Origin of the sequence: Gilliamella sp. ESL0254 (assembly GCF_013344985.1) — a bacterium.
GTDB classification, from domain to species: domain Bacteria; phylum Pseudomonadota; class Gammaproteobacteria; order Enterobacterales; family Orbaceae; genus Gilliamella; species Gilliamella bombicola.
The window spans coordinates 914632-928424 of record NZ_JAAEDU010000001.1 but is presented as its reverse complement, the minus strand read 5'-3'; the positions used below and the strand labels follow the sequence as shown (position 1 = coordinate 928424).

The window sequence follows — 13793 nt, the reverse complement described above, 5'->3', positions numbered from 1 at the left end:
TTTATGCACAATCCCAACAGCACCCGAATGCTATGGGTGTTACAGGGTGAGAGCACGCAATTATTTGAACAATTGAGCTCCATCCTTGAGCAGAACGTTGGTGATTGGGTAACTGTTACCTATCAGCCTGATTATTTGCCTAGTTCGTTAATTGCCAACGTACTCAAGCCCCATCAAACCAAACAACTATTAGGCCAGCAGTATCAACATGCTATTTTTGATGCAACGGCAGGATTTAATCTTGATGCTTTTGCCATGTTGGTTGGCACGCTAGTCAAAGGTAGTGTGTTGGTTTTGTTATTACCTAAGGATCTGTCCACTTGGTATGATCAAGATAGCTTGCGCTGGAACGAAAGCCAAAATCCGATTACTGTACCTAATTTTGTTGCACATTTAATACAAACTTTGGCCGAATTTGGTGTGTCAATCAATTCAACATCTTTGCCAAAAAACGCTATATCCGTTACATCATCTTTGCTAGTGATGAGCGATGATCCTTGTGATTTAGCCGAACAACAAGCCACATTAAAACAGTTATTAAATAGCAATAAGCCCATAAATGTATTAGTTGCTAAACGCGGACGGGGTAAATCGGCACTAGCAGGAATGTTTAGCCATTATCAACGTAGTATTGTCACTGCGCCCAATAAATCAGCATTGACGACCTTTTTTGCTTTTGCTAAGCCCGATACGCCATTTTTTGCACCTGATGAATTAATTTTGCAGTCAAAGATTGATTTTGCTGATTATCTCATTATTGACGAAGCAGCCATGATTCCGTTACCTATGCTCGAAAAACTGCTACAACTGGCAATTGCCAATAATTGTCGGATATTGTTAACCACCACCGTTGACGGATATGAAGGTACTGGACAGGGCTTTTTGTTGAAATTGCTATCAGGTAAAGCATGCCAATATTTTCATCTACACACCCCGATTCGTTGGCAGGCAGGTGATATGCTAGAGCAATTTAGTGATCGGCTATTACTTAATGGCTTATTAATTCAGGATGATAACCCTGTTACAGGCCTATCATCAACCCAATATTCAATGGTTGAACGCAATGATGTTGATTCCTTAAGGTCGATCTTTTATCTATTAAAAGTGGCTCACTATCAAACCACATTAATCGATTTAAGGCGTCTGTTTGATGCGCAAAATTTGTCGGTTTGGCAGGCAACAATAGACCATAAACAAATTGCCGCGGCACTTACACTTACCGAGGGGAATTTGCCTGATAACCTAATAACCCAAGTATGGCAAGGAACACGCCGCCCTAAAGGCAATTTAGTGGCGCAATCGCTCGTTGCTCATGCTGGTGAACGGTTAGCGGCTAAGTTGCGCTCAGTTCGCGTTAACCGCATTGCGGTTATGGAGGATTATCGACGGCAGCATATCGCAAAACAACTGGTGCAGACGATTTGTGATCATGCCAAAGTGCAAAATAAAGATTTTGTGTCGGTCAGTTTTGCTTATAGCTCGTCTAATTATCAATTTTGGACCGCTTGTGGTTTTGTCTTGGTTCATGTAAGCAGCCATAAACAAGCTAGTAGTGGCAGTTATTCGGTTATGGCGCTTAAACCAATCACCCGATCTGGAGAACTGTTAACCTATAAATTAAAACACAAACTACAGCGTAACGCCTATTGGCTGAAGGATATCATTGATTTACCGTTTAACGATATGATTATCAGCGATGGCGGTTGGCTATTATCATTAGATTTAGATGTCAATGATTTAGATGAACTTACTGGATTTGCTCACTATCATCGGCCATTCGAAGCCAGTTATGCTGCATTATGTCGATTAAATAGGTATATACAAATACACCAACAATCATCTCAAGTATTCTCTTTTCCTGTTTTATCCGCACTGTTAAAAAGCAAAAATAATCAGCCTTTAGTTATTGATTCATACCAACTTGCAGGTAAAAATGCATTAATGCAAGCTGTTAAACATGAAGTTAAAACATGGTTAGCAAAGCAGGCTAGTAATGCAATATTTTCCGAAATAGTCAGTAAAGATAGCTGATCACCATTGCAGGTTATCAAGCGGTATGTTTACAATAGTCATCATGTTTTGACTGAATTTGTTTTAACTCAATTCGTTTTAATTTAAAAGGAACTGAATGTGATGCATAATAAATTAGAAAATCAGATGCAACATCGCTATTCGCAAAATCAAACATACAACCAATCAAACAACCACAATCCAAAACGTCAACCAACAACAGGAATTGAATACTTTTTTAAAGGTTGGTCGTTAGCATTTAGTCCGGGGATTAAGCGATTTGTTTTTTTACCATTAATTGCTAATATTGTAGTTATGTCGGCACTATTTTATTGGTTTTTTACTGCCATTACTGGCATGGTGGATTGGGGATTATCGTATGTGCCGGGTTGGTTGCATTGGTTGGGCTATATTATAGTTTTTATTGTGATTTTAATGCTGGTGATTTTGTTTTGTTATTTTTTTAGTACGGTGACAAATATTATTGCCGCACCTTTTAATGGTTTATTGGCTGAACAAGTCGAAGCGCAGTTAACAGGGATGCCAGCAGTTGATACATCGTGGATGAGCATCATTAAAGATCTTCCACGGATTTTTGGTCGCGAATTTCAAAAATTGATTAATTATTTGTTATGGGCCATTCCGATACTGTTGACCTATTTTATTCCTGTTATTGGGCAATCAGTAACGCCGGTGATTTGGTTTTTATTTACGGCTTGGCAAATTAATATCCAATATGCCGATTATGCTTTTGATAACCACAAAATCACTTTTCAACGTATGCGTGAGTTACTTAAACAAGATCGGGTCGATAATTTAACTTTTGGCATGTTAGTCAGCTTTTTTACCATGGTACCGGTGCTTAATTTAATTATTATGCCTATTGCGGTTTGTGGCGCAACGGCAATGTGGGTTGATCGCTACCGTCATCAAGCACTATTTGACAGCGGTAGCCAAGATTTTCGTTAAGGGAAGTATTACTTTTTTTTCGTTGAATTTGTTGACGGCCAATCATCATCGTCGTCATCTTGATAAGGGATAGGTTTTATCCCTTTCTTTTTTTCAAGATACGCTTTATAACTCAATCGGTTTAGTGCCTTAATGGTATTAATAAAAATCCCAATTAAAATAACGACAATTATCCACCAATAATCTTTGAGCCACTCCATCGTGTTCTCCTTTAAGTTAAAATCGAAATCATCCAACTATAGCAATCATACATGCCAATAACACGATGCTAGCAATACTATACTAACAGCAATTTTTCTAAAATGCGGTGATAAATTGCGGTTAAGGTAATAATATCTTGGCAATTGGCATTTTCGTTCACTTTATGAATGGTTTTGTTAAGTACCCCAAGCTCAATTACTTGGCATCCCATTTTGGCAATAAAGCGTCCGTCAGATGTGCCGCCACTGGTGGATAGTTTGGTATCAATGTTGGTGAATTCCTTAATAGCGCTAGCAGCCGCATTGGTTAAATCGCCTTGTGGTGTTAAAAATGGATGGCCTGATAACCGCCAAGTTAAGGTGTAGTTTACATTATGTTTTTGTAAAATCTGTTCAACGCGTGTTTTAATGTCTGCGTCGGTTAATTCGCTACTATAACGGAAATTAAATTGTACACGAAGCTCACCCGGCACGACGTTTTCAGCTCCTGTGCCACCATTAATATTGGCTATTTGCATTGTCGTTTGTGGAAAGTATTGATTGCCTTCATCCCAAACAGTATTAACCAGTTCATTTAATGCAGGAGCAAAACGATGCACAGGGTTATCAGCAAGATGAGGATAAGCCACATGACCTTGAATACCATGCACAATTAAATTGGCTGTCAGTGAACCGCGGCGGCCATTTTTGATTTGATCACCTAGCACTGTATCGCTCGACGGTTCGCCGACAATACAATAATCAATGCGCTCTTGGCGTTTCATCAGTAGATCGACCACTTTAACTGTGCCATCGCTTGCATCGGCTTCTTCGTCTGAGGTGATTAAAAAGGCGATGCGCCCAGTGTGATTAGGATATTGTTTAACAAAATCTTCTGCTGCACAAACCATGGCAGCAACACCACTTTTCATATCCGATGCACCACGACCATAAAGTATGCCATTTTCATCAATCGTTGGTGAAAATGGCGGATAAAGCCATTTGCTTTCATCACCTGCTGGTACGACATCAGTATGGCCAGCAAACATCAAAGTTTTGCCGGTAGCATCGCCATGATAGGCCCATAAGTTCTTGGTTTGCCCAATATTGACTTCTTCAATAATAAAACCGAGTGGTTTTAATCGTTCAATAATAAGTTTTTGGCAGTTTTTGTCGTCAGGGCTTATCGATTTTTCAGCAATGAGTGCTTTGGTTAGCACAATAACAGGTTCATTCATAATGGTCTCGATTTTATTTAGATTGTGAAATAAATTGGGAATAAAGTTCGTCTGAATAACCTAACAAAGCACGCTTACCATCAATAAGCAAAGGACGTTTTAAAATGGAAGGATTGGCTAACATGATCTGTTTTGCTGCTTGCTCATTATCAACCTGTGCACGGACAGACTCATCTAACTTACGCCATGTGGTACCGCGAGTATTAAGCAAACTTTGCCAGTCTACCAATTGCAAAAAACTATCTAAAAGTGCTTCTGACAGCCCATCAGTTTTATAATTATGAAATTGATAATTGATGTGATGCTCATCAAGCCAAGTAAAGGCCTTTTTCATTGTATTGCAGTTTTTAATGCCATAAATGGTGTACATAAAGGTGATCCTAATTTGAAAGATGAGGAAATTATAACAGCTATAAGCTGGGGGCCGCAAATCGAAGGGGGGGGTTTTAATTTAGATTTTTGATGTGGTTGAATTATTGGGGATATGCTAAGTCGCAAAAATGACCGCATTGATAACGTTTTCAGCTATGTTTTACAAGAATAAAAATAGCACAAAAATCGGTCAGAAAAGGTATTGATTTTATTAATGTTTTTTAGGCTAAAAAGTGGTGTTTTAATTTACAAATAAAATTTTATTTTTGTGTTTACAGTTAAGTAATTTTAATTTTTTGGACAACAATAATAACTTTTTTTTATTATAAAAATACAACATAACGCGCTATATTATGCCTTTAGCTAAAAACGAAGGAAGATAAATTATGAAGAATTTATTAAAAGCGTTAGCCATTTTGGGGTGTTTAAGCTTACCTATAACAAGTTATGCCGCGTTGCCTGAATCGATTAAAGTTGGGTCTGATACATCTTATGCGCCTTTTGATTTTATTGACGCTAACGGTAATATTACAGGATTTAACATTGAAATTACTAAAGCCTTATGTGAAAAGGCTAACATTAAATGCACCTTTCAATCGACCGACTTTGATGCATTGATCCCTTCGTTATTATCAAGAAAGATTGATATGATTTCCTCTTCGCTGATGATGACCGAAAAGCGTAAAAAGCAGATTGCATTTTCTGACGAGATTTTTATGACTTACTCGCGTTTGATTGTTAAAGAAGGTACTAATTTAATGCCTAATGCTGAATCGTTAAAAGGTAAGCGCGTTGGGGTTGAGCAAGGTACCTCACAAGAACATTTTGCCAACGAAATGTGGCGTCCTCATGGCGTGGTAATTGTCCCTTACCAAAATCAGTTGCAAGTATTTTCGGATTTAGTGGCGGGTCGTTTAGATGCGGCATTGCAAGACGAAGTTACTGGAAGTTATGCCTTTTTAAAACAGCCACAAGGTAAAGGTTTTGTTTTTGCTGGCGATGAATTGAAAGATGCTAACTATTTTGATGTGGGGGTGGGTCTTGGCTTTCGTAAAAACGATAATGAATTACGCGAAGCCTTTAATCAAGCGTTAAAAGCGATTTTAGCCGATGGCACTTACCAAAAAATTAATAATAAGTACTTCGATTTTAATGTGTATGGTAATAAAAAATAAACCATGCAAGGTTATATTTCGTTAATTTGCCAAGGGGCATGGCTAACCATTATTTTAGCACTAGCATCGCTACTGTTAGCTATGCTACTTGGCATTGTTTGTGCGCTGGGCAAGTTGGCCGATTCAAAAGTGTGTAATGTGCTTTGTCAGGCTTATACGTCGTTAATTCGAGGTGTGCCTGATTTAGTGCTAATGATGCTAATATTTTTTGGTTTGCAGTTTTTGGTTAATAATATTACCGATTATTTTAATGCCTCTTTTATTGAAGTGAATCCATTAATGGCTGGTATTTTTACATTAGGCTTTATTTACGGCGCCTATTTTACCGAGACCTTTCGAGGGGCTTATCTTGCTGTATCTAAAAATACGTTAGCGGCGGCAACGGCACTTGGGCTTAGTAAAGTCCAAGTGTTTCGTTATGTGATGTTTCCTTTAATGATGCGCTTTGCCTTGCCGGGCATTGCAAATAATTGGTTAGTGGTGTTAAAGGCCACGGCATTGGTGTCGTTACTGGGATTATCGGACTTAGTTAAAGCCACTAAAAACGCAGGTGAAGCCTTGTACCAACCTTTATTGTTTGCCTTAATCGCAGGGGCATTTTATCTGTTTTTTACGTCAATATCGAATATCGTGTTATGGTGGCTGGAACGGCGTTATTCCATTGGCACAATCAAAACTAAGTTATAAGAACTCATGCTAGAAATTATTCAACAATATTGGCAAGCACTATTATGGAGTGATGGTTATAATATCACTGGTCTGGCGATGACGCTGTGGATTTTGATTCTATCAGTTTTAATGGGTGGCATTTTGTCGCTAGGGTTAGCAGTAGGGCGAAATTCGCAAAATAAGCTGATTAAATTACCCATTTGGCTGTTTACTTATATTTTTCGGGGCACGCCTTTATATGTACAGTTGCTGATTATTTATACTGGCATTTATACATTGAGTGTGGTTAAAAATTATGCTTGGCTGGGTGACTTTTTTCAAAGTGGTTTAAATTGCACGGTGTTAGCCTTTACTTTAAATACCTGCGCTTATACTACTGAAGTTTTTGCTGGTGCCATGCGCAATGTACCTAGAGGCGAAATGCAAGCTGCAACTGCACTTGGGTTTAGCCGTTTTCAGTTATATCGTTATATTATTTTGCCAAGAGCGTTTCGTATTGCATTGCCTGCTTATAGTAACGAGGTGATTTTTATGCTGCATTCAACGGCGCTTGCCTTTACGGTTACAGTGCCAGATGTAATGAAAATTGCACGTGATATTTATGCTGAAACATATCAACCTTTTCATGCCTTTGGGATTGCTGCGGTGATTTATCTTTGTGTTAGCTTTACGTTAATTTTTGGTTTTAAAAAATTAGAGCAGCGTTGCTTGGCTTTTCAGAAAGTTAATGAATAAAACAATGGATAACTTTATTGGGTTTGCCGATTTATCCACTCTCAACTCATCATTTAGATTGTAATTTATTACTTAAACAAAAATCCGACAATTGTAATAACATTTGCCGGATTTTGATTGTTTTATTTATTTTCAATACATTAATTTACAGGATAGAATTCACTTGTAGAGCCGGAGTCGCTGTGGTCATCATCGTGATCATGGTTACTTGAACCTGGTAATGCTCTAGCTCGCTCAATCGGAACATAACTGCCACTAGGCGTTTCAACTTGGCACTCACCTAAAAAGATAGAATATTTGGTGTTTGCATGCATACTTTCACCTCTAAAATAGCAGTGAGCAGCGTTATATAAGTCAACTCGACAAAGAATTGCGATGGCTAACCAAACAATAAGTACAGCTAAAGAGAACCATTTTAAATATTTCCAAATGAGGGACCAAAAACCAATTCCTCTAAAACGGCAATATCCAAAAATGAGCAATATGATTGCAACAAATGCTAAACCTTCGTATAACCAAAATAGCCACATAGTAATCTCCTACTTTTTATTGCTTACTATTCTATACCATCTTTGTTTATACATCTACATTATTACATCCAAGAGCCATTACGAATAATGCCAACGGCAAGCCCTTCAATAGCAAAATTTTGTTGTTCTAAATCGACTTCAATGGGAGAAAACTCGCTATTTTCTGCAAGCAGATGAACATGTTTGCCTTTACGTGATAAGCGTTTAACGGTAACTTCATCGTCAATACGGGCAACAACAACTTGACCATTTTTAACATCTTGAGTTTTATGTACGGCTAATAGATCGCCGTCTAAGATACCGATGTCTTTCATTGACATACCATGTACTCTTAGTAAAAAATCAGCATGGGGTTTAAATAGTGACGGATCAACTTGGTAATGACTTTCGATGTGTTCTTGCGCTAAGATAGGCGATCCAGCAGCTACTTGCCCAATTAGGGGTAAACCTTCAAGTTCATTTTGTTCAGCTTGGCTTTCAAGTAAAAGACGAATCCCACGAGATGAGCCGGCGATCATTTCGATCGCGCCTTTTTTAGCAAGCGCTTTAAGGTGCTCTTCAGCCGCGTTGGCAGATCGAAATCCTAGCTTTTGGGCAATTTCAGCACGTGTCGGTGGCATACCTGTGGTTTGTATATTGTCTTTAATTAAGTCATAAATCTGCTGTTGACGTTCGGTTAACGGTTTCATTACTTTGTCCTGTTTTTATATACATATACATGTGATTATATACAGCTAATGATATAAAACAACTGTTTTATTCTATTTATTTGACAGTAGGCGATAAATTTTCCGTTGACGTGAGTAAGTTTACGAATTTACTATCGATAAATATCCCATTAATTGTTAAGTTTTTGTCTGTATTTTACGTTATATGATCAACCTAGTTATATGTTATAATGATGCCCTGTTTTTGTTGAATTGGAATTTGCCTTATGCCTTATGTTGTTGCACTAAGTGGCGGTATTGCCAGTGGTAAAAGTACTATCGCCAATTTGTTTGCCAAATTGGGCGTACCTATTATTGATGCAGACATTATTGCAAGGCAAGTTGTGCAAGTCGGTAGTGATGCGTTTAACCAAATTGTTAAGCACTTTAGCCAAGAAATTTTGCTTGCTAATGGCGAACTTGATCGCAGTCAGCTACGTGAAATTATATTTAATAATGACCACGAACGACTGTGGCTTAATCATTTGTTGCATCCTATTATTCAACAAGAAACTCAAAAACAAATTGCTATGCAAAATACAACCTATGTAATTTGGGTTGTGCCGTTATTGATTGAAAACAATTTGCATACGCTGGCTGATCGTGTGCTAATCATTGATGTTCCTGAGTCGTTACAATTGGCGCGATTAGTAAAAAGAGATAATATTAGTGAGTCATTAGCAAAAAAGATGATATTGTCGCAAGTGTCTTTAAAAAAGCGCTTATCTTATGCTGATGATATTATTGTAAATGATGATAATTTAGCTAGGCTAACAGCACAAGTTAATTTATTGCATCAACAATATTTAGATAACTTTAATTGTAAGATTTAGATTGATGAATAACATTATTTTTGAACATCCATTAAATGAAAAAATGCGTACTTGGCTTCGTGTTGAATTTTTGTTAAATCAATTAAATAGGCATTGTCAGTTTGATCAAAATAATGCGTTGATTTTTTTTCACGCGCTGTCTGAGTTATTAGAAATTATTGAACGTAACGATGTAAAAGGTGATTTGATTAAAGAACTTGAATCACAAAAACAAAAGTTAATCTTGTGGCTAACTTTTGATGGTGTGGATTATGATTTACTTAACAACTTGATTCACCAATTTGATTATTTTTTAGCTCAATTTAATCTGATAACCCGCCTAGGGCAACCATTAAAAGACGACCGTTTTATTACTGCTATTCGCCAACGTTTAACGATCCCCGGAGGTTGTTGTAGTTTTGATTTGCCTTTGTTCCATTTGTGGTTAAAAATTCCGCAAGAAAGGCGTAATATTCAAGTTGAAAATTGGTTACAACACTTGTCAATTTTAGATAAATCTCTAACATGCTATATGCAATTAATTAGACAAATGGGTGAATTTAAACCATTTATTTGTTCTAATAATTTTTTTCAAGAAACCAATGGTGATGTTAATTTAATTCGTATTCGGGTTTCGTTAGATAAAAATGTCTATCCCCAAGTGTCTGGTCATATGTCACGCTATAGCATTCGGTTTTTACCGCTTGATACTTGTGATAACGTGAATAGCGATAGTATTGAATTTGAATTAGCTTGTTGTTAGTACTGCTAAATACTAATTTTAAAAAAAAAGAGTCACAATGAATAAAGATAACACTACATATGTCAATTGCCCAACTTGCCAAAAACAAGTTGTATGGAGTAAAGATAGTCCGTACCGTCCATTTTGTAGCAAGCGTTGCCAGCTTATCGATTTAGGCGATTGGGCAACTGAGGAACATCGCATTGCCGATAAAGACATTACTGAACAAGATCTTTGGAGTGAAGAAGACCTTACCGATTTTGCAGGTAAACATTAATGAAGATTCTAGGTATTGAAACTTCGTGCGACGAAACAGGTGTTGCTATTTATGATGATGCCAATGGTTTACTTGCCAATCAACTTTATTCACAAATTAAATTGCATGCTGATTATGGTGGTGTGGTGCCTGAATTAGCATCGCGCGATCATATTCGTAAAACCGTACCTTTAATTCAAGCAGCATTAAAAGAAGCAAATGTGGTGCCAGCAGATATTGCTGGTGTGGCTTATACAGCAGGTCCAGGCTTAATTGGTGCTTTGATGGTCGGTGCATCAATTGGTCGTTCGCTGGCTTATGCGTGGAATGTACCTGCTATTGCTGTGCATCATATGGAAGGGCACTTATTGGCGCCAATGTTAGAATCTAATCCACCTGAATTTCCCTTTGTTGCATTATTAGTTTCGGGTGGGCATACACAGCTTATTAGCGTAACAGGTATTGGTCAATATGAACTTATTGGCGAATCCATTGACGATGCAGCAGGCGAAGCTTTTGATAAAACTGCTAAATTACTTGGTTTAGATTATCCAGGCGGGGCAAAATTGTCGAAATTAGCTGAGCAGGGTAATGGAGCTCGGTTTCATTTTCCTCGACCGATGACCGACCGTCCTGGGCTGGATTTTAGTTTTTCAGGCCTTAAAACAGCCGCTGCCAATATCATTCATCAACATAGTGATAATCATATTATTGATGCGCAAACTAAAGCTGATATTGCTAGAGCCTTTGAAGATGCCTTGGTTGATACATTAGTAATTAAATCACGGCGAGCGCTTGATCAAACTGGATTTAAAAATTTAGTGATAGCCGGCGGAGTAAGCGCTAATCAAACACTGCGTAATAGGTTAACTGAGTTGATGCATCAGCGTAAAGGACAGGTTTATTATCCACGACTCGAATTTTGTACCGATAATGGTGCCATGATTGCTTATGCGGGGATGATTCATTTAAAAGCAAAGCAGTATTCAGATTTAGCAATCAATGTTAGACCAAGATGGCCTCTTAGCGAGCTTAATGCTAGTTAACCGATTATTTTGATTTAAAAATATAGATTACAACAAAAGCAAAAAAAATGCGGGAACTAGTTCCCGCTTTTTTGCCTATATAGTTGAATCAATACTATTAATTAATAGTATCGGTGTTAGACAATTCTTCCGTTTTTTCGGAATCTGTTTTTTCGTTAGCTAATTTTTGAATATTGTGATTAATATTAAATAGCACACAAATCAATTCAAAACCAATACGAGTTGAAACAAATCCTACAACAAAGGTAATAATACCAGTAAAAAAGGTAAATAAACCTGCAGTAAAACTATAAGCAAATAAAGCAAAACTACCTAATATCATAGTCAATGTACTAAAGCCAATAAGAATTAATGTGATCCAATACACGATAGTAATAAATGAAGGTGTTAACATTTTATTAAAGAAGAAAAAATCTTTAATGGTAAGATCTTTAAAATCAAATTTTTTGTTCATTTTATTTCCTTATTTAGGTAGGTTAATTTTATTACTTCTATTTTTTTATATTTGCGTATAAAGTGATAAATTCTTAAAAGCGATAAGAATCGAAAATTATAACATAAAATTATTTTGAGATTAACTATGAAAACTTATATCCCAGGCAAAGATGCAGCCCTTGAAGATTCCATTAACTATTTTCAGCAACAATTAACAAAATATGATTTAGAAGTGCAAGAAGCTTCTTGGCTCAACCCTGTGCCTAATGTGTGGTCAGTACATATTCAAAATACAAAGTGCCCACTGTGTTTTGCTAATGGTAAAGGTGCAAGCAAAAAAGCGGCGTTAGCATCAGCATTAGGAGAGTATTTTGAACGATTATCAACCAATTACTTTTTTTCCGATTTTTATTTAGGCAAAAAAGCTGCAAATGCTGATTTTGTGCATTATCCGACCGAAAAATGGTTCTCTATTCCTGAAGATAATTCCCTCCCTAAAGGGTTATTATCTGAAAAACTACTTAAATTTTATGATCCCGATCATGAGTTAAGTGCAACTGATTTAATTGATTTACAATCAAGTAATGGCGAGCGAGGTATTTGCGCATTACCGTTTGAGCAGCAGTCTGATAAGCAAACGGTCTATGTGCCCGTTAATTTAATTGCTAATTTATATGCATCTAATGGTATGTCAGCAGGAAATACTCGTAATGAAGCGCGAGTGCAAGGGTTATCGGAAATTTTTGAACGTTATACGAAAAACAAAATTATTGCCGAGGCCATTAGCTTACCGATTATTCCAACCGAAGTTATTAATCGCTATCCCGCTGTTTTAGCTGCCATTGAGGCGCTTGAAAGCGAGGGATTTCCACTTTATTGTTTTGATGCTTCATTAGGCGGTGAGTTTCCGGTTATTTGTGTGGTGTTATTTAATCCGCAAAATGGAACATGTTATGCATCGTTTGGTGCACATCCAAATTTTGGCGTTGCACTTGAACGCACTGTGACTGAACTATTACAAGGGCGTAGTTTAAAAGATCTTGATGTATTTTCACCACCAAGTTTTGATAATGATGATATTGCTGATCTTAGCAATTTAGAAACCCATTTTATTGATTCAAGCGGTTTGATTTCATGGGATCTATTTAATGAGCAAGCTGATTATGAATTTGTCGATTGGGACTTTTCAGGCACGACCGAGCAAGAATTTGCTAATTTAATGGCTATTTTTACCCGTCATAACACCGAAGTGTTAATTATGGACTATGAGCATCTTGGCGTTTATGCTTGTCGAATTTTAGCCGTTGGTATGTCGGAAATCTATCCCCCTGAAGATCTTTTAATTGCTAATAGCAATATGGCAATTGGTCTGCGTGATCTTATTTTGTCGTTACCTTATCAAAAACGCACTGCTAAACAGTACCTAGCCATTATTGAACAGCTTGATGATGAAGGTCTTGATGATTATGCACGTGTTCGCGAACTACTTGGCATTGCAACCGGTAACGATAATGCTTGGCTTACACTGCGCGTTGGTGAATTAAAAGCAATGTTGGCATTGGCAGGTAAAGACCTAGTGCAAGCACAACAATGGATTGATTGGACAGTTGAAATGAATGAGTCTATATTTACTCCAGAGCGCAATCATGATTATCGTTGCTTGCAAACGCTGGTTAACTTTATTTTGCAACGTGACAAAAAACAGTTTAACAACTATCGAACTGCATTTAATAAAATGTATGGTAAAGCTTGTGTTGACGATATGTGGCAATACGCTAATGGCGAAAAAACATTTTTTGGCTTGGCTGACTCTGCTACAGCCGATAAAGCGACTAATGATAATTTAGCGCAATTTGCTATGCATCAAAAATTATTAGCTGTGTATAACAAATTACATCAGGTGATGTGATAACCTATT

At 37.2% G+C, this 13793-nt stretch carries 16 protein-coding genes; 10 read left to right on the top strand and 6 right to left on the bottom strand.

Going from position 1 to position 13793, the window contains the following annotated elements:
* Positions 1 to 3: 3 nt before the first annotated feature.
* Both GYX25_RS04365 and cysZ read left to right on the top strand, forming a co-directional pair.
* Positions 4 to 2031 (top strand): GNAT family N-acetyltransferase, encoded by a 2028-nt coding sequence (locus GYX25_RS04365; RefSeq protein WP_174786806.1) that lies wholly within the window; start codon positions 4 to 6, stop codon positions 2029 to 2031.
* Positions 2032 to 2133: 102 nt separating this feature from the next.
* Complete coding sequence (gene cysZ / locus GYX25_RS04360) at positions 2134 to 2979, top strand: sulfate transporter CysZ (protein WP_238785974.1); 846 nt, start codon at positions 2134 to 2136, stop codon at positions 2977 to 2979.
* 8 nt (positions 2980 to 2987) lie between these two features.
* Here the strand turns inward: cysZ and GYX25_RS04355 are convergent, their stop codons facing one another.
* The 3 genes from GYX25_RS04355 to GYX25_RS04345 all read right to left on the bottom strand — a co-directional run bounded on the left by GYX25_RS04355 (position 2988) and on the right by GYX25_RS04345 (position 4766).
* Positions 2988 to 3179, bottom strand: coding sequence for a YpfN family protein (locus GYX25_RS04355; RefSeq protein ID WP_091350188.1), 192 nt, complete (start codon positions 3177 to 3179; stop codon positions 2988 to 2990).
* Positions 3180 to 3256: 77 nt separating this feature from the next.
* Positions 3257 to 4396 (bottom strand): succinyl-diaminopimelate desuccinylase, encoded by a 1140-nt coding sequence (dapE, locus tag GYX25_RS04350; RefSeq protein WP_174786805.1) that lies wholly within the window; start codon positions 4394 to 4396, stop codon positions 3257 to 3259.
* A gap of 13 nt (positions 4397 to 4409) precedes the next feature.
* A complete protein-coding gene (locus GYX25_RS04345) occupies positions 4410 to 4766 on the bottom strand; it encodes an ArsC family reductase (RefSeq protein ID WP_091350195.1) in 357 nt (118 codons plus the stop codon).
* Between the two features lie 388 nt (positions 4767 to 5154).
* Between GYX25_RS04345 and GYX25_RS04340 the strand changes: the two genes are divergently transcribed.
* The 3 genes from GYX25_RS04340 to hisM are packed head-to-tail and all read left to right on the top strand — an operon-like array spanning position 5155 to position 7347.
* Positions 5155 to 5943 (top strand): lysine/arginine/ornithine ABC transporter substrate-binding protein, encoded by a 789-nt coding sequence (locus tag GYX25_RS04340; RefSeq protein WP_091350199.1) that lies wholly within the window; start codon positions 5155 to 5157, stop codon positions 5941 to 5943.
* Between the two features lie 3 nt (positions 5944 to 5946).
* A complete protein-coding gene (locus tag GYX25_RS04335; protein WP_091350203.1) occupies positions 5947 to 6630 on the top strand; it encodes an ABC transporter permease in 684 nt (227 codons plus the stop codon).
* Positions 6631 to 6636: 6 nt separating this feature from the next.
* Positions 6637 to 7347, top strand: coding sequence for a histidine ABC transporter permease HisM (hisM, locus tag GYX25_RS04330; protein WP_174786804.1), 711 nt, complete (start codon positions 6637 to 6639; stop codon positions 7345 to 7347).
* 140 nt (positions 7348 to 7487) lie between these two features.
* On the opposite strand, the gene GYX25_RS04325 is transcribed toward hisM, so the two are convergent.
* Both GYX25_RS04325 and lexA read right to left on the bottom strand, forming a co-directional pair.
* Positions 7488 to 7877, bottom strand: coding sequence for a hypothetical protein (locus tag GYX25_RS04325; RefSeq protein WP_091350209.1), 390 nt, complete (start codon positions 7875 to 7877; stop codon positions 7488 to 7490).
* Positions 7878 to 7939: 62 nt separating this feature from the next.
* Complete coding sequence (gene lexA, locus GYX25_RS04320) at positions 7940 to 8566, bottom strand: transcriptional repressor LexA (protein ID WP_091350213.1); 627 nt, start codon at positions 8564 to 8566, stop codon at positions 7940 to 7942.
* Between the two features lie 245 nt (positions 8567 to 8811).
* Here lexA and coaE point away from each other — a divergent pair, with 245 nt between their 5' ends.
* From coaE to tsaD, 4 genes are read left to right on the top strand one after another with little or no spacing between them, the layout of a single operon-like run.
* Positions 8812 to 9417 carry a dephospho-CoA kinase gene (coaE, locus tag GYX25_RS04315; protein WP_091350216.1) on the top strand — a complete coding sequence of 202 codons (606 nt, stop codon included), beginning with the start codon at positions 8812 to 8814 and terminating at the stop codon, positions 9415 to 9417.
* A gap of 4 nt (positions 9418 to 9421) precedes the next feature.
* A complete protein-coding gene (gene zapD, locus GYX25_RS04310) occupies positions 9422 to 10159 on the top strand; it encodes a cell division protein ZapD (protein WP_174786803.1) in 738 nt (245 codons plus the stop codon).
* Between the two features lie 37 nt (positions 10160 to 10196).
* Complete coding sequence (gene yacG, locus GYX25_RS04305; protein WP_091350225.1) at positions 10197 to 10415, top strand: DNA gyrase inhibitor YacG; 219 nt, start codon at positions 10197 to 10199, stop codon at positions 10413 to 10415.
* Positions 10415 to 11440: a tRNA (adenosine(37)-N6)-threonylcarbamoyltransferase complex transferase subunit TsaD gene (tsaD, locus tag GYX25_RS04300; RefSeq protein WP_091350227.1), complete on the top strand. Its 1026-nt coding sequence runs from the start codon at positions 10415 to 10417 to the stop codon at positions 11438 to 11440. The genes yacG and tsaD overlap by 1 nt, the downstream gene beginning before the upstream one ends.
* Positions 11441 to 11537: 97 nt before the next feature.
* Here tsaD and GYX25_RS04295 read toward each other — a convergent pair whose 3' ends face one another.
* Positions 11538 to 11894: a DUF4282 domain-containing protein gene (locus tag GYX25_RS04295; protein ID WP_180214330.1), complete on the bottom strand. Its 357-nt coding sequence runs from the start codon at positions 11892 to 11894 to the stop codon at positions 11538 to 11540.
* A 126-nt stretch (positions 11895 to 12020) separates the two neighbouring features.
* Here GYX25_RS04295 and ycaO point away from each other — a divergent pair, with 126 nt between their 5' ends.
* Positions 12021 to 13784, top strand: a complete 1764-nt coding sequence (ycaO, locus tag GYX25_RS04290; protein ID WP_174786802.1) for a 30S ribosomal protein S12 methylthiotransferase accessory factor YcaO — start codon at positions 12021 to 12023, stop codon at positions 13782 to 13784.
* Positions 13785 to 13793: the final 9 nt, after the last annotated feature.

Coding starts and splice junctions, on each gene's coding strand:
- GYX25_RS04365 (WP_174786806.1), top strand. CDS start 4: ATGCACAATCCCAACAGCACCCGAATGCTATGGGTGTTACAGGGTGAG.
- cysZ (WP_238785974.1), top strand. CDS start 2,134: ATGCATAATAAATTAGAAAATCAGATGCAACATCGCTATTCGCAAAAT.
- GYX25_RS04355 (WP_091350188.1), bottom strand. CDS start 3,179: ATGGAGTGGCTCAAAGATTATTGGTGGATAATTGTCGTTATTTTAATT.
- dapE (WP_174786805.1), bottom strand. CDS start 4,396: ATGAATGAACCTGTTATTGTGCTAACCAAAGCACTCATTGCTGAAAAA.
- GYX25_RS04345 (WP_091350195.1), bottom strand. CDS start 4,766: ATGTACACCATTTATGGCATTAAAAACTGCAATACAATGAAAAAGGCC.
- GYX25_RS04340 (WP_091350199.1), top strand. CDS start 5,155: ATGAAGAATTTATTAAAAGCGTTAGCCATTTTGGGGTGTTTAAGCTTA.
- GYX25_RS04335 (WP_091350203.1), top strand. CDS start 5,947: ATGCAAGGTTATATTTCGTTAATTTGCCAAGGGGCATGGCTAACCATT.
- hisM (WP_174786804.1), top strand. CDS start 6,637: ATGCTAGAAATTATTCAACAATATTGGCAAGCACTATTATGGAGTGAT.
- GYX25_RS04325 (WP_091350209.1), bottom strand. CDS start 7,877: ATGTGGCTATTTTGGTTATACGAAGGTTTAGCATTTGTTGCAATCATA.
- lexA (WP_091350213.1), bottom strand. CDS start 8,566: ATGAAACCGTTAACCGAACGTCAACAGCAGATTTATGACTTAATTAAA.
- coaE (WP_091350216.1), top strand. CDS start 8,812: ATGCCTTATGTTGTTGCACTAAGTGGCGGTATTGCCAGTGGTAAAAGT.
- zapD (WP_174786803.1), top strand. CDS start 9,422: ATGAATAACATTATTTTTGAACATCCATTAAATGAAAAAATGCGTACT.
- yacG (WP_091350225.1), top strand. CDS start 10,197: ATGAATAAAGATAACACTACATATGTCAATTGCCCAACTTGCCAAAAA.
- tsaD (WP_091350227.1), top strand. CDS start 10,415: ATGAAGATTCTAGGTATTGAAACTTCGTGCGACGAAACAGGTGTTGCT.
- GYX25_RS04295 (WP_180214330.1), bottom strand. CDS start 11,894: ATGAACAAAAAATTTGATTTTAAAGATCTTACCATTAAAGATTTTTTC.
- ycaO (WP_174786802.1), top strand. CDS start 12,021: ATGAAAACTTATATCCCAGGCAAAGATGCAGCCCTTGAAGATTCCATT.